The 19,913-nt window shown below is 67.0% G+C and carries 18 protein-coding genes and 3 pseudogenes; 14 read left to right on the top strand and 7 right to left on the bottom strand.

What is annotated here, in order from left to right:
- The 3 genes from B8W69_RS19970 to prfB form a co-directional block, all read right to left on the bottom strand.
- Positions 1-297, bottom strand: a 297-nt coding sequence (locus tag B8W69_RS19970) for an Rv3103c family proline-rich protein (protein ID WP_500684402.1), incomplete at its 3' end; no start/stop codon positions are given.
- Positions 294-1,280, bottom strand: a complete 987-nt coding sequence (locus B8W69_RS19965; protein WP_245843309.1) for a mechanosensitive ion channel family protein — start codon at positions 1,278-1,280, stop codon at positions 294-296. The genes B8W69_RS19970 and B8W69_RS19965, both read right to left, overlap by 4 nt.
- Entirely contained in the window at positions 1,270-2,382 is a 1,113-nt protein-coding gene (gene prfB, locus B8W69_RS19960) for a peptide chain release factor 2 (protein WP_085291502.1), read from the bottom strand. Before prfB ends, B8W69_RS19965 begins: the two co-directional genes overlap by 11 nt.
- A 162-nt stretch (positions 2,383-2,544) precedes the next feature.
- On the opposite strand from prfB, the gene B8W69_RS19955 reads away from it, so the two are divergent.
- Both B8W69_RS19955 and B8W69_RS19950 read left to right on the top strand, forming a co-directional pair.
- Positions 2,545-3,906: an FAD-dependent oxidoreductase gene (locus tag B8W69_RS19955; protein ID WP_085291501.1), complete on the top strand. Its 1,362-nt coding sequence runs from the start codon at positions 2,545-2,547 to the stop codon at positions 3,904-3,906.
- A gap of 62 nt (positions 3,907-3,968) precedes the next feature.
- A complete protein-coding gene (locus B8W69_RS19950; protein ID WP_085291500.1) occupies positions 3,969-4,400 on the top strand; it encodes a pyridoxamine 5'-phosphate oxidase family protein in 432 nt (143 codons plus the stop codon).
- Here B8W69_RS19950 and B8W69_RS19945 read toward each other — a convergent pair.
- Positions 4,342-4,701: pseudogene (locus tag B8W69_RS19945) on the bottom strand (group III truncated hemoglobin); the annotation flags it as partial. The gene B8W69_RS19950 and the pseudogene B8W69_RS19945 sit on opposite strands and share 59 nt — an antisense overlap.
- Positions 4,702-5,026: 325 nt before the next feature.
- Positions 5,027-5,425: pseudogene (locus B8W69_RS31520) on the bottom strand (universal stress protein); the annotation flags it as partial.
- Positions 5,426-5,687: 262 nt separating this feature from the next.
- Here B8W69_RS31520 and B8W69_RS19935 point away from each other — a divergent pair.
- From B8W69_RS19935 to B8W69_RS19920, 4 genes and pseudogenes are all read left to right on the top strand, one after another.
- A pseudogene (locus B8W69_RS19935) lies at positions 5,688-5,861 on the top strand (slipin family protein); the annotation flags it as partial.
- 439 nt (positions 5,862-6,300) lie between these two features.
- Complete coding sequence (locus tag B8W69_RS19930) at positions 6,301-7,467, top strand: PPE family protein (RefSeq protein WP_085291498.1); 1,167 nt, start codon at positions 6,301-6,303, stop codon at positions 7,465-7,467.
- An 89-nt stretch (positions 7,468-7,556) separates the two neighbouring features.
- Positions 7,557-8,660, top strand: coding sequence for a PPE family protein (locus tag B8W69_RS19925; protein ID WP_085291497.1), 1,104 nt, complete (start codon positions 7,557-7,559; stop codon positions 8,658-8,660).
- A gap of 129 nt (positions 8,661-8,789) precedes the next feature.
- Positions 8,790-9,227 carry a DUF732 domain-containing protein gene (locus tag B8W69_RS19920; RefSeq protein WP_085291496.1) on the top strand — a complete coding sequence of 146 codons (438 nt, stop codon included), beginning with the start codon at positions 8,790-8,792 and terminating at the stop codon, positions 9,225-9,227.
- 86 nt (positions 9,228-9,313) lie between these two features.
- Here B8W69_RS19920 and B8W69_RS19915 read toward each other — a convergent pair whose 3' ends face one another.
- The gene (locus B8W69_RS19915; protein ID WP_085291495.1) at positions 9,314-9,700 is read right to left on the bottom strand and encodes a hypothetical protein; all 387 of its coding nucleotides are present in this window, start codon (positions 9,698-9,700) and stop codon (positions 9,314-9,316) included.
- Positions 9,701-9,733: 33 nt separating this feature from the next.
- Here B8W69_RS19915 and hisN point away from each other — a divergent pair, with 33 nt between their 5' ends.
- The 3 genes from hisN (at position 9,734) to B8W69_RS19900 (ending at position 13,253) form a co-directional block, all read left to right on the top strand.
- Entirely contained in the window at positions 9,734-10,525 is a 792-nt protein-coding gene (gene hisN, locus B8W69_RS19910; protein WP_085291494.1) for a histidinol-phosphatase, read from the top strand.
- 86 nt (positions 10,526-10,611) lie between these two features.
- Positions 10,612-12,015, top strand: a complete 1,404-nt coding sequence (locus B8W69_RS19905) for an acyl-CoA dehydrogenase family protein (protein ID WP_085291493.1) — start codon at positions 10,612-10,614, stop codon at positions 12,013-12,015.
- A 32-nt stretch (positions 12,016-12,047) separates the two neighbouring features.
- Positions 12,048-13,253 carry an acyl-CoA dehydrogenase family protein gene (locus B8W69_RS19900; RefSeq protein WP_085291492.1) on the top strand — a complete coding sequence of 402 codons (1,206 nt, stop codon included), beginning with the start codon at positions 12,048-12,050 and terminating at the stop codon, positions 13,251-13,253.
- On the opposite strand, the gene B8W69_RS19895 is transcribed toward B8W69_RS19900, so the two are convergent.
- Positions 13,246-14,103: an oxidoreductase gene (locus B8W69_RS19895; RefSeq protein ID WP_085291491.1), complete on the bottom strand. Its 858-nt coding sequence runs from the start codon at positions 14,101-14,103 to the stop codon at positions 13,246-13,248. The genes B8W69_RS19900 and B8W69_RS19895 overlap by 8 nt on opposite strands.
- A gap of 22 nt (positions 14,104-14,125) precedes the next feature.
- On the opposite strand from B8W69_RS19895, the gene B8W69_RS19890 reads away from it, so the two are divergent.
- The 5 genes from B8W69_RS19890 (at position 14,126) to B8W69_RS19870 (ending at position 19,899) form a co-directional block, all read left to right on the top strand.
- Complete coding sequence (locus B8W69_RS19890) at positions 14,126-15,124, top strand: acrylyl-CoA reductase family protein (protein ID WP_085291490.1); 999 nt, start codon at positions 14,126-14,128, stop codon at positions 15,122-15,124.
- A 22-nt stretch (positions 15,125-15,146) separates the two neighbouring features.
- Positions 15,147-16,118 carry an NADPH:quinone oxidoreductase family protein gene (locus B8W69_RS19885; RefSeq protein ID WP_085291489.1) on the top strand — a complete coding sequence of 324 codons (972 nt, stop codon included), beginning with the start codon at positions 15,147-15,149 and terminating at the stop codon, positions 16,116-16,118.
- Positions 16,119-16,406: 288 nt separating this feature from the next.
- Positions 16,407-17,495 carry a homogentisate 1,2-dioxygenase gene (locus B8W69_RS19880; protein WP_085291488.1) on the top strand — a complete coding sequence of 363 codons (1,089 nt, stop codon included), beginning with the start codon at positions 16,407-16,409 and terminating at the stop codon, positions 17,493-17,495.
- Positions 17,495-18,697, top strand: a complete 1,203-nt coding sequence (locus B8W69_RS19875; protein ID WP_085291487.1) for an alpha/beta hydrolase family protein — start codon at positions 17,495-17,497, stop codon at positions 18,695-18,697. Before B8W69_RS19880 ends, B8W69_RS19875 begins: the two co-directional genes overlap by 1 nt.
- Positions 18,694-19,899, top strand: coding sequence for a CaiB/BaiF CoA transferase family protein (locus tag B8W69_RS19870; protein WP_085291486.1), 1,206 nt, complete (start codon positions 18,694-18,696; stop codon positions 19,897-19,899). The genes B8W69_RS19875 and B8W69_RS19870 overlap by 4 nt, the downstream gene beginning before the upstream one ends.
- Positions 19,900-19,913 lie beyond the last annotated feature (14 nt).

Below are 19,913 nucleotides of genomic sequence, written 5' to 3'. Positions count from 1 at the left end.
CGTCGGGGTCGGCGTATAGGTGACGGTCGCCGGCGGCGCCTGCACGCGACTGCGCGGCACCCAGGTGTAGTTGGGGTCGGGCACGAAGCCCGGCGGCACCACCTGCTGCACCGGGGGCTTGGGCGCCGGCTCCGGACGGTAGGTGTCGTAGACCCACCACACCAGGAAGAAAGCGATGATCAATACGAAGGTCGACGTGCGCATCCGCCCGCCGAACACGTAATTCGGCCACCGATGGTCGGCATCCGTGTCGTGGCCGTCGGCGCGCTTCTCGAGGATGTTCAGGGTGAACTTCAACGCTTCTGCACCGCACCTTGGACGTCAACGTCGGTTTGCTGGTCGGCTGCCCGGGCGGCCGGAACCGAGCGGTCTTCAACCAGGCCGACCGTCGCGTCCGCCGCGGTCACGATGCCGACACGCGCCAGCGCCCGGATGACCAGGGCGCGCAACTGCCTGCCGGCCTCGAACTGCTTGCCGGGCAGCGTCCGGGCCACCAGGCGCAGCGTCACCGTGTCGACCGCGATGCTTTCCACACCCATGACGGTGGGGGCATCCAACAGCAGCTCCCCGAGCAGGGGGTTGTCCATTGCGCGCTCGCACTCCTGGTGCAAGACCTCGTTGACCCGGTTCAGGTCGGCGCTGGTCGACACCGGGATGTCCACCACCGCGCGCGCCCAGTCCTTGGACAGGTTAACCACCTTGACGATCTGCCCATTGGGAATCGTCAACACCTCGCCATCCGGCGAGCGCAGGCGGGTCACTCGCAATGTCACGTTCTCGACTGTGCCGGTCGCTTCCGTCGCGGACACGACGGTAAGGGTGACCAGGTCTCCGAACCCGTACTGGCGCTCCACCAGGATGAAGAACCCGGAAAGCAGGTCTCTGACCAACTGCTGCGCGCCGAAACCCAGCGCTGCGCCGACCACGGTGGCCGGCGCGACCAATCCGCCCACCGAGAACTGCAGCACCTCGGCGATCTGCATGATGACCCAGATGCCGATGATGACGACGGACACCCAGGAGATCACCGACGCCAGAGCCTGACGGTGCTTGGACGCTTCCGAGCGCACCAGCGCATCGCTTTCGGCGAAGCCGAGGTTGAGCTGCCGCGTCACCTGCTGCGCGACCCAGTTGACGAACCGAGCCGCCAGCACCGCCGAGATCAGCACCATGGCAATCCGCAGTCCCCTGGCGACAATCCACTCACCGACCTCGCCCCGCCAGAAGTCGTGCCAGTGGTGCGTCATCGATGCGGCAAGAATGCTTGTGTTATTCGTCATCTTTTCGATTGCGCCAACGGATTCCCGCTTCCAGGAATCCGTCGATGTCTCCGTCCAGGACGGCCGCAGGATTGCCAACCTCGTACTCGGTTCGCAGATCCTTGACCATCTGATACGGCTGCAGAACGTAGGAGCGCATCTGGTTGCCCCACGAACTGCCGCCTTCGCCTTTTAATGCGTCTAACTCAGCGCGTTCCTCGGAACGCTTGCGCTCCAACAACTTTGCCTGAAGCACCCGCATCGCCGAAATCTTGTTCTGCAGTTGCGATTTTTCGTTCTGGCAAGTCACGACAATACCCGTTGGGACGTGAGTTAAACGTACCGCAGAGTCGGTGGTGTTCACCGATTGACCGCCGGGACCGCTGGAGCGGTAAACGTCAACGCGCACATCACCTTCCGGTATGTCGATGTGGTCGGTGGTCTCCACCACCGGAAGCACTTCGACTTCAGCGAACGATGTCTGACGCCGGCTCTGGTTGTCAAATGGGCTGATTCGCACCAGCCGATGGGTGCCCTGCTCGACGGACAGCGTGCCGTAGGCGAAGGGGGTGTGCACGGCGAACGTCGCGCTCTTGATGCCGGCCTCTTCGGCATAGGACGTGTCGAACACCTCGACGGGATACTTGTGCTGCTCGGCCCACCGGATATACATCCGCATCAGCATCTCGGCCCAGTCCGCCGCGTCCACTCCACCCGCACCGGAACGGATGGTGACCAGCGCCTCCCGCTCGTCGTAGTCGCCCGACAGCAGGGTGCGCACCTCGGTGGCTTCGATGTCCGCGCGCAGCGCCTTCAGCTCGGCGTCGGCCTCGGCCAGCGCATCGGCGGCGCCCTCACCCTCCTCGGCCGCCAGCTCGTAGAGCACCGGCAGGTCGTCCAGTCGGCCCCGCAACTCCTCGACCCGGCGCAGCTCGCCCTGAGCGTGCGACAACTCGCTGGTCACCCGCTGGGCGCGCGCTTGGTCGTCCCACAGTTGGGGATCGGATGCCTCGTGTTCGAGCTTCTCGATGCGCGCGCGCAGACCGTCCACATCGAGCACTCGCTCCACCGTGGTCAGGGTGGCGTCGAGGGCGGCGATATCGGCTTGACGGTCGGGTTCCACAGGTGACAACGTTACCGGGGCCCTCCGGGCAGCTTCCGCTCGCAGCGAGTGTCCAGGTCACGACCAGCGGTCATGCGTTTAGCATCGAGTCACGATCATGTGCGCCCCGCTTTGCGCGCGACAGCCCCTTGCGCGCATTCGGGCACGAATAGAAGGTCGAGAATGCGCCCTTACCACGTTGCAATCGTTGGCTCCGGACCGTCGGGCTTCTTCGCCGCGTCTTCCTTGCTGAAGGCGGCTGACGGGTCCGAAGACATCGATATCGCCGTCGACATGCTGGAGATGCTGCCCACCCCGTGGGGGCTGGTGCGCTCCGGCGTCGCGCCCGATCACCCGAAGATCAAGTCGATCAGCAAACAATTCGAGAAGACCTCCAAGGATCCGCGCTTCCGCTTCTTCGGCAACATCTCGGTCGGCGAACATGTGCAGGCAGACGAGCTCGCCGAGCGCTACGACGCCGTCATCTACGCGGTCGGGGCGCAATCCGACCGTGCGTTGAACATCCCCGGCGAGGACCTGCCGGGCAGCATCGCCGCCGTCGATTTCGTGGGCTGGTACAACGCGCACCCGAACTTCGAGGAGGCCACGCCAGATCTCTCCGGGGCCAGGGCCGTCGTCGTCGGCAACGGCAACGTCGCGCTCGACGTCGCACGCATCCTGGTCACCGACCCCGACGTGCTGGGACTGACCGACATCGCCGACCACGCGCTGGAGTCGCTGCGCCCGTGCGGCGTCGACGAAGTGGTGGTCATCGGTCGGCGCGGACCGCTGCAGACCGCGTTCACCACCCTCGAGCTCCGTGAGCTGGGAGACCTGGAAAACGTCGACGTGATCGTCGACCCCGCCCAGCTGGAGGGCGTGAGCGACGAGGACGCGGCCGCGGCCGGCAAGACGGCCAAGCAGAACATCAACGTGCTGCGCGATTACGCGAAGCGGGACCCGCGCCCCGGGCACCGCCGCATCGTGCTGCGCTTCATGACCTCCCCGATCGAGATCAAGGGCGACGACAGGGTCGAAGGGATCGTGCTCGGCCGCAACGAGCTGGTCACCGACGACAACGGGCGGGTGTCCGCTAACGACACCGGCGAGCGCGAGGAGCTGCCGGTTCAGCTGGTGGTGCGCTCGGTCGGCTACCGCGGTTTGCCCACCCCGGGGCTGCCCTTCGACGAGAAGACCGCGACGATCCCCAACAGCGGCGGCCGGGTCGAGGGCAGCCGCAACGAATACGTAGTCGGGTGGATCAAGCGCGGGCCCACGGGTGTCATCGGCACCAACAAAAAGGACTCCCAGGACACCGTGGACACGCTGCTGGCCGATTTGTCCGCCTCCGACGGCCTGGCGGATTTCCCCGGCGACCACGCCGAAAAGCTGGCCGACTGGCTGGCGTCGCGCCAGCCCAAGCTGGTCACCTCGGCGCACTGGGACCTCATCGACGCCCATGAGCGCGCGGCCGGCGAATCGTACGGACGGCCCCGCGTCAAGCTGCCGAGTTTGGCGAAGTTGCTTCGGGTCAGCCACGGCTGAGCCTGCTACGGGAGTACGAAGGGCTCTACTCAACGCCCGCAAGTCTCCGTAGCGTTGGGGCCGTGGGCAGCGATCAACCGGTAACCGTGCTTTCCGAGGACGAGAACTGGAATCTATTGGGCAGTGTCGCGCTGGGCCGCCTGGTCACCAACTTCGCCGGTGAGCCCGAGATCTTTCCCGTCAACTTCGTCGTGCAAGACCGCACCGTGCTGTTCCGCACCGCCGAGGGCACCAAACTGTTCTCGGCTGTGGCCAACCACGCGGTGGTTTTCGAGGTCGACGACCACAACCTCATCGAGGGGTGGAGCGTGATCGTGCGCGGTCGCGCGCGACTGCTGAAGGCAGACGCGGACATTCAGCGAGCCGAACGCGCGCAGTTGTTGCCGTGGACGGCAACGCTCAAACCGCACTATGTGCGCATCACGCCGGCCGAAATCACCGGCCGGCATTTCCGGTTCGGTCCGGAGCCTGACCGTCACGAGCCGGTTGCGTGACGTGCAACTCGGGTGCGTCGGCGCCGGTCAGTCGCCGGTGCATGGCCCACGCGATCCGGCCGGCCTGAACTTTCGCCCGGTCGGCCGCCGGTCCGCGATACAACTCGTCAACGGTGTTGTGCCACACGGTGAGCCAGCGCCGGAAGTGACGATCCGACAGTGGGGCACGCCGGTGGATTCCGCGGTGCACCTGCAACGCCCTGCCGCGATAGAGCCCCGCGCGGAACAGCACGGTCTCCCAGAAGTCGCACATCGTCGGAACGTGGGCCTCCAACCCCTTGGCCCGCAACTCGGCGAACGGTGACCAGCAGCTGGCCGGGATCGTGGTGGGCGCGCAGGTACCGGTCCACGCCGCCGGTTACGATCGCCGCCTCGTTCTGCATGTCGGGATACAGCCGCAGCCACCGCGCCAGCCTACGATCCAATTGCCCTTGCGCTGAGACCTTTCCGGGAGTTCCGCGGCGAACGTCCGCGGCTTTCGATACCGACACCGCCCGCAGCGCCACCCGGCGCAGCCTCGCTTCGTCGAACGCGTGCCGCAGCACCGTGCCGTTGTCCACCTCGGCCACCACGCCACTGACCCGGGGTGCCGTAGGACGGCTCGCCGACTGCTGGATCACGGCGACCGGACACACCGCCGAGCGGACCAAAGAGGCCGCGACGGCGGGTCCGCCGTGGCAGGCATGGTTGAGCCCGATCTGCCCGATGCAGAGCATGACCTCAGACCTCGATGCCTCCAGCAGCTTGGAAACCGTCCTGCCCCAGAGTATTTCGGATTCGACCTTGACGGGCTCGCCCACGGCGTCGACGGCCCGATGAGCGTCGGTCAACGCGGCACGGGCGACGGCAAGCCTGGTGCCACCGGTGAGCGCGCCCGATGCGTCGTGCGGATCGATGACATACACCAATCGCAGCGGAATGTCGCGGCTGACCGCCTCATCGATCGCCCACATGGCCGCATGTGTCGCCGCCCTGGATCCGTCGACTCCTACCAGAATTGCGGGAGCTGAATACAGGTTGCTCATCGCGACTTCCTTCATTGGGCGGTAGAAAAGTGTTCATTACACCGTTCAGATGAGACTTTATGAGCCGTAAACCCCACTCCCCCAGAGGCATTGGTCCCGAAATAGGAGTTTTTGACGTGCGAAACAGCGGGCACCACCACCCATCGCCTAGACGGGAGGGCGTCGCCATGGTCATGATCTTCGGCTTCCTGGTGATGGGCATCCTGGCCTACCGCACGTATTCGGCGTCGACGCCGATGCCAGACAAGCTCGTCAACGAAGCCTCTGCAAGAGTCCGGCGTCGCTGCAGCTGCGTTATCTGCAGACGCTGCTGGAGTTGGGGGCGGATCAGAATTCGACCGTTGTCTTCCCGTTGCTGGTCGACATCATCACGCCGTTCCTGCGGCACCCCGAGGCGCTGCAGGTTGTGGTCGACCACTTGAACCATCGCGGGTGACCACGAGCGCACACCCACCAGATATCAAGCACTTCACATACTTTCGTTGTTCAACAGGTGTGGATCTAGCTCCAGTCGTCGGTGAACAAAAGATGAACGTGAGATGAACGCAAGCTGAATTCTGCCTGGTCGGTGCCGGGAAATAGGCAAAACCCCGCACGCATCAGCCGCACCTGCGACGTTTAAAGGGCCCCGAAAACCGAAGGTCTTTTGTAATGCCCTGCGCGCACGCTCCGCCGACCCGATAACACGCGCCACGCTGACCACTAGTCGGCGGTCGCGCGATCGCGCCGGGCTGCCCTCTCACCTGACGCGGGGTGAGCTTTGCGAGCCGCAAAGCGAATCCGGAGCGGCCTTTTCTCAGAACACGCCGATGCGGCTAGCGCCGGCGCCAGTGGCGTTTGCCCGAAGACACGCACTTTGAGGGGATTTATCACAGATGGATTGGGCTTTTCTTCCACCCGAAATCAATTCGGCCCGGATGTACACCGGCCCCGGATTGGCCTCGCTGTTGGCCGCCGCCGGAAGCTGGGACGCGCTGTCGGCCGAGCTGGCCTCCACCGCCGAGTCCTACGAATCGGTGCTCGCGGGCCTGGGCCTGCAGTGGGCCGGCCCCGCCGCTGAGTCGATGGCGCATTCGGCCGCCCGCTACATGGGCTGGCTGCAAGCGACCGCCGAGCAGACGAAGCAGACGGCCATGCAGGCGCGGACGGCCGCGGCGGCCTACGAGCAGGCATATGCGATGACCGTGCCGCCGCCGGTGATCGCCGCCAACCGCACGCTGCTGGCATCGCTGGTGGCGACGAACATCGTGGGCCAGAACACCGCGGCCATCGCCGACACCGAGGCGCAGTACTCCGACTTTTGGGCTCAGGACGCCGCCGCCATGGCCGGCTACTCGGCGTCGTCGACGGTCGCGACGATGCAGTTGCCCCGGTTCGCCGCGGCGAACAAATCCACCACCGAATCCGGTGTGAGCGCCCAGAACGCCGCCGTGGCCACCGCCAACACCAACGCCGGGGTGAATAAGGTCGGCGCGCAGACGTTTTCACCGCTGCAGCAACCGAATTCGGGAATCACCACGGGCGACGTCTACTACCTCGACGCATCGACGACGAGCTCGGGCAACAGCGCCTTCCGGGTACTTGACGCCATCCAGGGGACCGGTCTGGGCTTCAGCGCTCCCTACAACATGGAGCAGTTCGTGTCCGGCATCATCGGGGCCGAGAACAACTTGGGCATTCTGGCCAAGCCCGGGGCGGCGGCGGCCAACCTCGCTCCCGCGCTCGCGGCGCCCGCCCTTCGCGGCGCCACGGCGGGCCTCGGCGGTGGCCTGGGTAACGTCACCGCGACCCTGTCGCACGCCGGCACCATCGGGCCGATGTCCGTCCCCGCGACCTGGGCCGCGCCCACGAGCACACACATCTCGCCGCTGGAACCCGCGGGCTTCACCACGATTCCGGGGACCGAGGAGCCGGTGGCATCCGGGTATCCCGGGTACCCCGGAATGCCGGCTGGCGGTGCCGCGCGATCGGCCGGCGCGGGTGTCCCGCCACGTTACGGCGTGCGGCTCACCGTGATGCCACGCCCGCCGGCCGCCGGGTGACATGGCACCACTGGGCCAACTGCTGTCGGTCATAGGACGAACCCTTCGCCGCAAGCAGTTTCGCTTCACGCAGCTAGAGCTGTAAGACAATGGAATTCGGCTTTCTTCCACCAGAGTTGAACTCTGGCCGGATGTACGCGGGCCCCGGGTCGGGCTCGCTGCTGGCCGCCGCGGGAAGCTGGGACTCGCTGTCGGCCGAGCTGGGTTTCACGGCCGCGGTGTACGAGTCGGTGCTGTCCGGCCTGACCGGTTTGTACTGGCACGGGCCCGCCGCCCAGGCGATGGCCGCGAGTGCGGCGCCCTATGTGGCGTGGCTGTATTCGACCGCCGAGCGTGCACAGCAGACGGCCATGCAGGCTCGGGCGGCCGCCGCGGCTTACGAGCTGGCGCATGCCATGACCGTGCCCCCGCCCGCGGTCGCGGCCAACCGCACCCAACTGGCCACGCTGGTGGCAACGAACTTCTTCGGGCAGAACACCGCGGCCATCGCGGCCACCGAAGCCCAGTACGCCGAATATTGGGCTCAGGACGCCGCAGCGATGTACGGCTATTCCGCCACTTCCGCTGCGGCGGTCCAGTTCTCGCCGTTCGCCTCCCCGCGCCGGACCACCACCAACGATGGGACGACGGCGCAGCGCGACGCCGTCGTCCAAGCTGCCGCCAACGCCTCGAACTCGGGCACGGACTCGGGATCGGATGTGGTGGTGGTGAACTCCTCGGCTTCCAATTCGTCGTCGGAACTCTTCCGAATCCTTGACACCATCCAGGGCGCCCAGACCACGTTTAGATCCATTTTCACCGCCGAGGGGACCACTTCCGGAATCATCCAGGCCGACAAGAACTTAGGGATCTTGCCGAACCTGGGGGCGGTTCCGGCCGCGCTGCCCAAGGCTCCCGCGCTCACCGGCGCAACGTCGGGACTGGGCGACGTCAACGCGATGCTCGCGCGTGCCGAACGGATCGGCCCGATGTCGGTGCCCGCCGGCTGGGCCAGCGCGACCGGCAACCAAGTCGCGGCACTCCCGGGCGGCGGTTTGTCCGACCTGACGGCGAGCGACGCGGTCGCCCGGACCGGATCCGGGACGCCCGGCATCCCCGGGGTCCCGGGCGGGACGGTCAGGCGGGCGGCACTCGTGGTCCCGCGCTACGGCAGACGGATCACGGTGATGACGCGCCCGCCCGCGGCGGGTTGACGGGTCACCTACAGTGCGGGTGCCCAACGTCCAGGACCCGAACCACTTTCAAGAATTCGAAGAGAATCCTTCAAGGCATCCGCCAGAAACTAAGGCATCACTCCCGAAGGTCGACCCCTAGGAATCAAAATGACTGCCGCCGAACTGAACGCCGCATGTACGGACGCCGCGTACCGCGCAGAGATTGCCACCGAGACGGTCGGCAAGTCATCTGGGTCGGATGAGAGACCACAATCAACTCGGCAACGCCTACACCGCAAGGGCCTAACCATCCCGGTCGTGTGCGGACTGACCGTGGCTGCCGTAATGACCATTGTTGCAGCACCATTGGCCCGTGCTGAGGATGCGGACGCACTGTTCCTCAACGCAATGCGCGGTCACGGCATCAGCTCTCTCAGCGGCACCGACCAAGACTTGATCAAGGTCGGTCGCAGCGTTTGCGATCTGCTCGGCGGCGGCTACAGCATCAACGCCGTGATCGACCTGAGCAAACGCATTTCTGACGAGGATCCCACTTACTTCGTGCGCACGTCAGCGGAAACACTCTGCCCACAGCTAATCCACTGATCCAGCGGGGAATGGGACTCGCCGCACGACGCCCCCTAGGCGGCACCCCCGGCCGGCTGGGCATCGCCCGGCGGGTTGACCGACGGTCAGCCTGCTGGCGGCTGCGGCGACTCGGGTGGCGCGGGCGGCCCAGGCGGCCCAGGCGGCCCAGGCGGCGGTCCCGCGGGAGCGAACTTCCAGTTGTCCGGATTCTTCGGCGAATAGACCACCGGAAAAAGTTGGCCGATGGTCGGCCATTGATCCACGTCCACGGCCATGCGCTGATACACCGCGTGCTCGTTCACGGTGGGCCCATTGATCACGCCGGCGATGGTCACGAACTGCTCGCCGGTGGCGTCGGGCCGGGGGCTGATTCCGGTGACCAGCAGCGTGCCGCTCAGCAGCTCACCGCGGGGGCCGCGCGGGACGAACCGCTGGACGAGAAACACGCCCAATATCGCCACCAGCAGGAGCAGCAGTCCGAATTCCCACACGAGGCCATGGTAGGTCCGTGATAAGACTGCGTCATGAATCGCACCGGCGATCTGGCGCTGGCGCTCACGCTGGCCGACCGCGCAGACACGTTGACGTCGGCCCGCTTCGGCGCGCTGGACCTGCGCGTCGACACCAAACCCGACCTGACGCCGGTGACCGACGCCGATCGCGCGGTGGAAACCGAGCTGCGCGAGGTGCTCCGGCGCGAACGGCCGGAGGACAGCATCGTCGGCGAAGAGTTCGGCGGCGACCCCACGTTCACCGGACGTCAATGGATCATCGACCCGATCGACGGCACCAAGAACTTCGTGCGCGGGGTGCCGGTGTGGGCCACCCTGATCGCACTGCTGCAAGACGGTGTCCCCGTCGTCGGTGTGGTCAGCGCCCCGGCATTGCAACGCCGATGGTGGGCCGCGCACACCCAGGGCGCCTTCGTCACGGTCAACGGTGCGCCCGCGCGTCGGCTCTCGGTTTCCTCAGTGGCACAATTAAATTCGGCCAGCCTTTCGTTCTCCAGCCTGTCCGGGTGGGCGCAACTCGGTGTGCGGGACCGATTCATCGCGCTGACCGACGCGGTGTGGCGGGTGCGCGCCTTCGGCGACTTTCTGTCCTACTGCCTGCTCGCGGAAGGGGCGGTCGATATCGCCGCCGAACCGGAAGTGTCGGTGTGGGATCTCGCCGCACTCGACGTCCTGGTGCGCGAGGCAGGCGGGGCGCTGACCGCGTTGGACGGCACCGCGGGGCCGCATCACGGCAGCGCCGTGGCCACCAACGGCCTGCTGCAACAGCAGGTGCTCGGCAGCCTCTCGGCCCCGCCGGTGTGAATTAGTTAACAAGTGTTCTCTCCGATCTTACTCCGGAGTAAGATCGGCGATATCCGCATTGCCCATCGACCTGAGGCTGCTGAAAAATGACCGGTTCCGGTTCCAAAGAGACTTCAAAATCCGCCCGCTCCCGCGTCAGACGGCGCGACCATAAGTCCGCGGTCGGGCTGCAACCACACAAGCGCACCGGCGTCGACATCGCGATCGCGCTGATCACCCCGCTCGTCGGGCAGGAGTTCCTGGACAAGTACCAGCTGCGCGACCCGCTCAACCGCGCCCTGCGCTATGGCACGAAGACCGTCTTCTCCACCGCCGCCACGTCTTCTCGGGAGTTCAAGCGGATCCAGAACCTGCGCGGTGGCCCGACCCGGCTCAAGTCCAGCGGCAAGGACTACTTCGACCTGACGCCCGACGACGACCAGAAGATGATCGTCGAGACTCTCGACGAATTCGCCGAGGAGGTGCTGCGCCCCGCCGCGCACGACGCCGACGAGGCGGCGACCTACCCGCACGAACTGATCAGCAAAGCCGCCGAGCTCGGCATCACCGCGATCAACATCCCCGAGGATTTCGACGGCATCGCCGCGCACCGGTCCAGCGTGACCAACGTCCTGGTCGCCGAGGCGCTGGCCTACGGCGACATGGGTCTGGCGTTGCCGCTGCTGGCGCCGGGCGGTGTGGCCTCCGCGCTGACCCATTGGGGCAGCGCCGACCAGCAGGCCACCTACCTGCCCGAGTTCGCCGGTGAGAACGTGCCCCAGGCGTGCGTGGCCATCGCCGAGCCGCAGCCGCTCTTCGACCCCACCCGGCTGAAGACCACCGCGGTTCGCACCCCGAGCGGGTACCGCCTCGACGGGGTGAAGTCGTTGGTCCCGGCCGCCGCCGATGCGGAGCTGTTCATCGTCGGCGCGCAGCTGGACGGCAAGCCGGCGTTGTTCATCGTCGAGTCTTCGTCCAAAGGCCTTAGCGTGAAAGCGGATCCGAGCATGGGGATTCGCGCGGCGGCCCTGGGCCACCTGGAACTGTCCGGGGTGACGGTGCCGCCGAACGCCCGGCTCGGTGAGGACGAGGCGACCGACGAGGACTACTCCGAGGCGATCGCGCTGGCCCGGCTGGGCTGGGCGGCGCTGACGGTGGGCACCTCCCACGCGGTCCTCGACTACGTCGTTCCGTACGTGAAGGAGCGCGAGGCCTTCGGTGAGCCGATCGCTCATCGGCAGGCGGTCGCCTTCATGTGCGCCAACATCGCCATCGAATTGGACGGGCTGCGGCTGATCACCTGGCGCGGCGCCGCGCGGGCCGAGCAAGGCCTGCCGTTCGTCCGCGAGGCGGCCCTGGCCAAGCGGCTCGGCGCCGACAAGGGCATGCAGATCGGCCTGGACGGCGTTCAGCTGCTCGGCGGCCACGGTTACACGAAAGAGCACCCGGTCGAACGCTGGTACCGCGACCTGCGGGCCATCGGCGTCGCCGAGGGTGTCGTCGTCATCTAAGTCGCTATCCAACTCGAACTGAAAGTTCAATCATGGCAATCAATCTGGAACTTCCCCGCAAGATGCAAGCGGTGACGACGAAGACGCATCAGGGCGCCGCCGAGTTGATGCGACCGATCGCCCGCAAGTACGACCTCAAAGAGCACGCCTACCCGGTCGAGCTGGACACGCTGTTCAGTCTCTTCGAAGGGGCCTCGGAGTCAATCGAATTCGCGGGAGCGAATGCGCTGGGCGGCGAGGACGAAGAACGGGACAAGAACCACAACGGTGCCAACATGGCCGCGTTGCTGCAGACGCTGGAAGCCAGCTGGGGCGACCTGGCGATGATGCTGTCCGTCCCCTATCAGGGGCTGGGGAACGCGGCCATCTCCGCCGTCGCCAACGAGGAGCAGCTACAACGCCTGGGCAAGGTGTGGGCGGCGATGGCCATCACCGAGCCCGGCTTCGGATCGGACTCTGCGGCCGTGTCGACGACCGCCACCCTGGACGGCGACGACTACGTGATCAACGGCGAGAAGATCTTCGTCACCGCCGGGTCCCGCGCCAGCCACATCGTGGTGTGGGCGACGCTCGACAAGACACAGGGCCGCGCGGCGATCAAGTCGTTCGTCGTGCCGCGCGAGCACCCCGGTGTCACGGTCGAACGGCTGGAGCACAAGCTCGGCATCAAGGGTTCCGACACCGCGGTCATCCGATTCGACAACGCCCGTATCCCGAAGGAAAATCTGCTCGGCAACCCCGAAATCGAGGTGGGCAAGGGCTTTTCGGGAGTGATGGAGACCTTCGACAACACCCGGCCCATCGTCGCGGCGATGGCGGTCGGTGTCGGCCGCGCCGCGCTAGAGGAGATTCGGAAGATCCTCACCGAGGCCGGCGTGGAGATCTCCTACGACAAGCCCTCGCACGTCCAGAGCGCGGCGGCATCGGAGTTCTTGCGGATGGAAGCCGACTGGGAGGCCGCCTATCTGCTGTCACTGCGTGCGGCATGGCAGGCCGATAACAAGATCCCCAACTCCAAGGAAGCGTCGATGAGTAAGGCCAAGGCCGGCCGGATGGCCACCGACGTCACGCTCAAGACCGTCGAATTGGCAGGCACCGCAGGCTATTCCGAGCAGTTACTGCTGGAGAAATGGGCGCGCGACTCGAAGATCCTGGACATCTTCGAAGGCACGCAACAGATTCAGCAGCTGGTGGTCGCCCGCCGCCTGCTGGGCCTGTCCTCCTCCGAGCTCAAGTAACGATCGCGTTCAGCCGCTCGCGGTCTTCGTCGTTTAGTTCGATGGACGCGACGTCCATGTTCTCTTCCAGGTGGCTCAGCGACGAGGTGCCAGGGATCAGCAGCACGTTGGGCGCCACGCCGAGCGTCCACGCCAGCGCGACCTGAGCCGGTGTGCGACTAATCCGCTGCGCGATCTCCTGGACCACCGGGTGGCTGAGCACCGGGTTGGGCTGCATGAAGGCCGCGCCGAGCGGGAAGAATGGGACGAAGGCGATCCCCCGCGCCTCGCATTCCTCGAGCACCGGGGCCGACTCCCGGTACACCAGATTGAATGCGTTTTGCACACAAGCGATCTCGGTGCGCCCGACGGCATGCAGCAGGTGCTCGCGGTTGACGTTGCTCAGCCCGACTCCGCCGATCAGCCCCCGGTCGCGGGCCTCGATCATGGCCGAAAGCTGGTCGTCGAACTCCTGGTCCGGGCCGTCGCTTTCGAACACGCGCAGGTTGACCACGGCCAGTCGCTCGACGCCGAGGCTGAGCAAGTTCGTTTCGATGTCACGGCTCAACTCGGCCGGCGCACCGGCCGGCAGCCAGGCGCCCTTGTCATCGCGGCGGCCGCCGACCTTGCTGACCAGCGCCAGGTTCTGCGGATAGGGATGCAGCGCGGTACGAATCAGTTCGTTTGCGACGTCGGGTCCGTAGAACTGCGAGGTGTCGATGTGGTCGACGCCGAGTTCGACCGCGCGGCGCAGCACGGCCAGCGCCTCGTCGCGGTCGCGCGGCGGACCGAACGCATTGGGCCCGGGCAACTGCATGGCCCCGAAGCCGACGCGGTTGACCGAAAACCCACCGAGTGGAAAGGGATCCATACGGTGAGGCTAGCGTCGAAGGATGGACACGTTTCACGCGCTCGTCGCGCGCCAAGATGGAGACCGGATAACCGCGTCGGTCGAGACGCTGAACCACTCCGAACTGCCGCCCGGCGAGGTGACCATCCGGGTCCTGTATTCCAGCGTCAACTACAAAGACGCGCTGGCACTGACGCCGGGTGGCGGCGTGGTGCGCGCCTACCCGGTGGTCCCCGGCATCGACCTGACCGGTGAGGTCGTGGAGTCGACGACGGCCGACTTCGCCGTCGGCGAGAAGGTACTGGCCCACGGGTATGCCATCGGCACCGGCCACCACGGCGGCTACGCCGAGTACGCACGGTTGCCGGCCGACCAGGTGGTGGCCCTCGGCGCGTTGAGCCCGTACGAGGGCGCCGCGATCGGAACGGCGGGCTTCACCGCCGCGATGAGTGTGCAGGCGCTGATCGACTGGGGCATCACGCCCGACGCCGGTCCCATCGTCGTCACCGGAGCCTCCGGCGGCGTCGGCTCGGTCAGCGTGGACCTGCTGGCGAGCGCCGGCTATCAGGTCGTCGCCTCGAGTGGCAAAGCCGAGGCCGCCGACCGGCTCAAAGCCCTTGGCGCCGCGGAGGTTATCGGCCGGCTGCCCGCCGACCCCGACGCCAAGCCACGGCCCCTCGGCAAGGCGCGCTGGGCGGGCGGGGTGGACTGTGTCGGCGGCGCGACGCTGGCCGACGTGCTCAGCACCGTCGATTACGGCGGCGCCGTGGCGGCCAGCGGCCTCACCGGCGGCCCGGCCCTGCACACCACGGTGCTGCCGTTCATCCTGCGCGGCGTCGCGCTGCTCGGCATGGACTCAGTGCTGATGCCGATCGGACCACGCCGCGAATTGTGGGCCCGGCTCGGCGATTCGTTGCGGCCACGTCACCTGGACTCGCTGGTCAGCGACGTCGACGTGAAAGACGTCGTCGGCGTGATCGATCAAGTGCGCGCCGGCAAATTCTCCGGCCGGGCCGTCGTGCGGGTCGCGGGCGGATTTTGAGCGGCCAGTAGGCTCTGCTGGCATGCGCGCGGTACAGGTGACTCGGCTCGATGGTCCAGACGCGGTCGAGTTGACCGACATCGACGAACCGTCGGGCGACGGGGTCGTCGTCGACGTGCACGCGGCCGGGGTCGCCTTCCCGGACGCCCTACTCACCCGGGGTCTCTACCAATACCGCCCCGAGTTGCCGTTCGTGCTCGGCGCCGAGATCGCCGGCGTGGTGCGATCCGCACCCGAGGGCGCGCAGGTGCTCGCCGGCGATCGGGTCGTGGGCCTCACGATGTTGTCCGGTGGCATGGCCGAGGTCGCGGTGCTGGCCCCGGACCGGGTCTTCAAGCTGCCGGACAACGTGAGCTTCGAGGCGGGCGCCGGCCTGCTGTTCAACGACCTGACGGTGTACTTCGCGCTGACCGTTCGGGGTCGGCTGCAGCGCGGCGAGACCGTTCTGGTGCACGGCGCGGCCGGAGGCATCGGGACCTCGGCGCTGCGGCTGGCGCCGGCGCTCGGCGCCGCCCGCACCATCGCCGTGGTCAGCACACAGGACAAGGCCGACATCGCGACGGCGGCCGGCGCGACGGATGTGGTGCTGGCCGACGGTTTCAAGGACGCGGTGAAGGAGTTGACCCACGGCCGTGGCGTCGACATCGTCGTCGACCCGGTCGGCGGCGACCGGTTCACCGATTCCCTGCGCTCGCTTACTCCCGGCGGGCGGCTGCTGGTGGTCGGGTTCACCGGCGGCGAGATACCCACCGTCAAGGTAAACCGGTTGCTGCTCAACAACGTCGACGTGGTCGGCGTGGGCTGGGGCGCCTGGGCCGGGACGCATCCGGGGGCGCTGGACGAGCAGTGGGCCGGACTCGAGCGATTGCTCACCTCCGGGGAGCTGGCCCCGCCCGAGCCGGTGACCTACCCGCTGGAAGAAGCCGGGGCCGCCGTCGCATCGCTGGAGAATCGCAGCGCCAAGGGGAAGGTCGTACTGCGCGTCCGCGGTTAGGCGCTGCGCTCGGCCCCAGCTGCCACAGTGGTTTCAGCGCGGGGATTGTTTACCCGCCTCGTAGCGACACCCGCCGGCTTCACGCGCCACTGATGTTGTCGCTGCGAGGTGGGCGCAAAGCCAGTCCTGCCGGGCGGAGACGCCTGGGGCCTATGTGACGAACGCGGGACGGTGTCGACAACAGGCTAGCGGCGGCCCTTGTGCGGTCCGAAAAGAGAAAGTAATGTCACTTTCAGTTTTACAAACCCTGATCGCCACCCAGCTGGTCCCCTTCGGAGGAGCCGTCCCATGGAATCCTTTGTGCACCTGCGAAAAGGCCGAACACCGCGTCGCCTGCACGCCGACCTCGACGGCCTCAAGGACGACGAGTTGGGCCGGGGCGGATTCACCGGCCGCACCGCCAACCTGTACCGGCGCCACGACCCCACCGCCTACCGATCGGTCGGCCCGCTGCGGCCCATCGACGTGCTGTCCAGCGAGCTCAAGCCCAGCGACGCCACCGAGGCGGACGGCGGACCGCTGCTGATGTTCAGCAACGACGACTGCCGAATCCTGTTGAGCCGTCGTCACGAGCCGATGCCGTTCTTCGTCCGTCACGTCGACGGCGACCTGCTGTGCTTCGTCCACCAGGGCAGCGGCCTGGCCGAGACCGAATTCGGGCCGCTGCGCTACCGGGAGGGCGACTGGCTGTACATCCCGAAGGCATGCACCTGGCGCCAGCTGCCCGACAGCGCGACGACGATGCTGATGATCGAAGCCACCGACGAGTTTCGGGTGCCGCCACCCGGCGCACTGGGCCGCCACTTCCCCTTCGACCCGTCGCAGGTCGTCATCCCCGAGCCGGTGCCGGCCGACAAGGCCGACGGCGAATTCGAGGTTCGGCTCATCCACGAGGGCGGCCCGACAACGCTGTTCTACCAACACAATCCGCTCGACGTCGAGGGCTGGCGAGGCGACAACTTCGCGTTCACCTTCAACATCGCCGACTACAACGTGGTCACCTCCGACAGTGTCCACCTGCCGCCGACGGTGCACCTGTTCATGCAGGCCACCGGTGTCTACGTGATGAACTTCCTACCCAAGCCCGCCGAGGGGATTCCGGGCACCGAACGCACACCGTGGTATCACCGCAACGTCGACTACGACGAGATCGCCTTCTTCCACGGCGGCTCGCTGTACGGCATCCCGATGCCACCCGGTTTGATTTCCCATGCGCCGCAAGGGGTTCACCACGGCGCACCGGAGAAGGCACGCGAACGGGCGCGCCGCAAGTTCGACGACTACTCCCGCGTCGACTGGCAAGTGATCGCCATCGACACACGCCGGCGGCTCACCCCCTCAGCGGAGGTACTGGCCCACGACCTAGGACAACACTGATGACGCAAGCGCAAGCCGTAAAACCCAAGAAGTACGAATACGAGCGCATCCCCTATCTCGTTGCCTTTCAGAACAATTCCGGTGTACGAGACGTCTACGGCGGCCTGGCCGAAATCACCGTGCTGGAGAGCTACCTGCTCAAGCCGAAGGACAAGCCGTCGGACACCGTGCTGGTGTTCATGCATCCCATCGGCGGCGGGGCCTACCTGCCGATGATCAACGCGCTGGCGCGGGCCGGCCATCACGTCATCTACTGCAACAGCCGCTTCCGCGGCACCGACTCGGCGCTGCTGATGGAGAAGGTCGTCGAGGATCTCGGCGAGTGCATCAAGGACGCCAAGAAGCGGCTGGGCTACCAGAAGGTGGTGCTGGCCGGATGGAGTGGCGGCGGTTCGCTGTCGGTGTTCTACCAGCAGCAGGCGCAGAATCCCACCATCACGTCCAGCCCGACCGGCGACGGCCCCGACCTGACCAAACTCGACCTGCCCGCGGCCGACGGCATCATGCTGCTGGCCGCGCACATCAGCCGGCACGGCACGCTGACCGAATGGCTGGACGCGTCGATCCTCGACGAATCCGACCCCACCAAGCGCGATCCCGAACTGGACCTGTACAACCCCGACAACCCGAATCAGCCGCCCTACAGCCAGGAATTCCTGGACCGCTACCGGCAGGCCCAGATCGACCGCAACCGGCGCATCACCGCATGGGTCAGGGACAAGCTGGCCGAGTTGGCGGCCGCCGGCCGGCCCGACGACGAGTTCGGTTTCGTCGTGCACGGCACCATGGCCGACCCGCGCTGGCTGGACCCGGCCGTCGATCCCAACGAACGCGTCCCCGGCACCTGCTATCTGGGGGATCCTCAGGTGGTGAACATGAGCCCGGTCGGGCTGGCCCGGTTCTCCACCCTGCGCGGCTGGCTTTCGCAGTGGAGCTACGACGACGCCCGCGGCGACGCGGTGGCCTGCGGCCCGGACATCGCGATCCCCGCGCTGGTGATCGGTAACCTGGCGGATGACGCCTGCACACCTAGCCACACCCGGCGGCTGTTCCAGGCGATTGGACACGAGGATAAGGAGATGCACGAAATCCCCGGCGCCACACACTATTACGCGGGCCCCGACCAGCGCGACGCGCTACGGGCCGCCGTCACTATCGTCACCGACTGGCTGGTCCGGCACGATCTCGCGAGCGCCGAATGACGGTGACCGGCCCGCTGGACGGCGTTCGGGTGCTCGAACTGGGCACCCTGATCGCCGGGCCCTTCGCCGGCCGATTGCTCGGCGACATGGGAGCCGACGTCATCAAGGTGGAACTGCCCAAGTCCCCGGACCCGCTGCGCACCTGGGGTCAGGCCGAGCTCGACGGGCAGCACGTCTTCTGGACGGTGCACGCGCGCAACAAGAAGGCGATCACCCTCGACCTGCGCCACCCCCGTGGGCGTGAACTGTTCTGCGAACTCGTCGAGAAGTCCGACATCGTGGTGGAGAACTTCCGTCCGGGCACCCTGGAAAAGTGGAACCTGGGTTACGACGTACTCAGCGAACGCAATCCGGGCATCATCCTGGTCCGGGTGTCCGGCTACGGGCAAACCGGGCCGGACGCCACCAAGGCCGGCTACGCCTCGGTCGCCGAAGCGGCCAGCGGGCTGCGCCACCTCAACGGCTTTCCCGGCGGCCCGCCGCCCCGGCTGGCGCTTTCGCTCGGCGACAGCCTGGCGGGCATGTTCGGCGCCCAGGGCGCGCTGGCCGCGCTGTACCGGCGCAGCGTCACCGGGCGCGGCCAGGTGGTGGACGTCGCCCTGACCGAATCATGCTTGGCCGTACAGGAATCCACCATCCCCGACTACGACGTCGGCGGCGTGGTGCGCGGGCCGTCGGGCACCCGGCTCGAGGGCATCGCCCCGTCCAACATCTACCGCAGCGCCGACGGCTCGTGGGTGGTGATCGCCGCCAACCAGGACACCGTCTTCGCCCGGCTGTGCAAGGCGATGGGCCGCCCGGAGCTGGCCACCGACGATCGGTTCGCCACGCACGTCGCGCGGGGCCGCAATCAAGACGAACTCGACAACATCATCGGCGCGTGGGCCGCGGAACGCCAGCCCGGCGAGATCATCGAAACCCTCTCCGCCGCAGGGGTGATCGCGGGGCCGATCAACACCGTCGCCGAGGTGGTCAACGATCCGCAGCTGCGGGCGCGCGGCATGCTGGTGGAGCACTACGACGAGCGCGTGCAGCGCAACGTGTTGGGCCCGGGCATCGTGCCGATGCTCTCGGAATCGCCGGGGCAGGTCCGCAACGCGGGCCCCGCGCGACCGGGCCAGCACAACGACGACGTCTTCATCGGGCTGCTGGGCAAGACGGCCGAGGAACTCGACGAGCTGCGCACCGAGGAGGTGCTGTGACACGCGCCGGCGAC

It is taken from the genome of Mycolicibacterium vulneris (assembly GCF_002104765.1).
Lineage (GTDB): Bacteria > Actinomycetota > Actinomycetes > Mycobacteriales > Mycobacteriaceae > Mycobacterium > Mycobacterium vulneris.
This window is presented reverse-complemented; position numbering and strand designations above follow the sequence as displayed.

Coding starts and splice junctions, on each gene's coding strand:
- B8W69_RS19965 (WP_245843309.1), bottom strand. CDS start 1,280: ATGACGAATAACACAAGCATTCTTGCCGCATCGATGACGCACCACTGG.
- B8W69_RS19955 (WP_085291501.1), top strand. CDS start 2,545: ATGCGCCCTTACCACGTTGCAATCGTTGGCTCCGGACCGTCGGGCTTC.
- B8W69_RS19930 (WP_085291498.1), top strand. CDS start 6,301: ATGGATTGGGCTTTTCTTCCACCCGAAATCAATTCGGCCCGGATGTAC.
- B8W69_RS19925 (WP_085291497.1), top strand. CDS start 7,557: ATGGAATTCGGCTTTCTTCCACCAGAGTTGAACTCTGGCCGGATGTAC.
- B8W69_RS19920 (WP_085291496.1), top strand. CDS start 8,790: ATGACTGCCGCCGAACTGAACGCCGCATGTACGGACGCCGCGTACCGC.
- hisN (WP_085291494.1), top strand. CDS start 9,734: ATGAATCGCACCGGCGATCTGGCGCTGGCGCTCACGCTGGCCGACCGC.
- B8W69_RS19905 (WP_085291493.1), top strand. CDS start 10,612: ATGACCGGTTCCGGTTCCAAAGAGACTTCAAAATCCGCCCGCTCCCGC.
- B8W69_RS19900 (WP_085291492.1), top strand. CDS start 12,048: ATGGCAATCAATCTGGAACTTCCCCGCAAGATGCAAGCGGTGACGACG.
- B8W69_RS19895 (WP_085291491.1), bottom strand. CDS start 14,103: ATGGATCCCTTTCCACTCGGTGGGTTTTCGGTCAACCGCGTCGGCTTC.
- B8W69_RS19890 (WP_085291490.1), top strand. CDS start 14,126: ATGGACACGTTTCACGCGCTCGTCGCGCGCCAAGATGGAGACCGGATA.
- B8W69_RS19885 (WP_085291489.1), top strand. CDS start 15,147: ATGCGCGCGGTACAGGTGACTCGGCTCGATGGTCCAGACGCGGTCGAG.
- B8W69_RS19880 (WP_085291488.1), top strand. CDS start 16,407: ATGGAATCCTTTGTGCACCTGCGAAAAGGCCGAACACCGCGTCGCCTG.
- B8W69_RS19875 (WP_085291487.1), top strand. CDS start 17,495: ATGACGCAAGCGCAAGCCGTAAAACCCAAGAAGTACGAATACGAGCGC.
- B8W69_RS19870 (WP_085291486.1), top strand. CDS start 18,694: ATGACGGTGACCGGCCCGCTGGACGGCGTTCGGGTGCTCGAACTGGGC.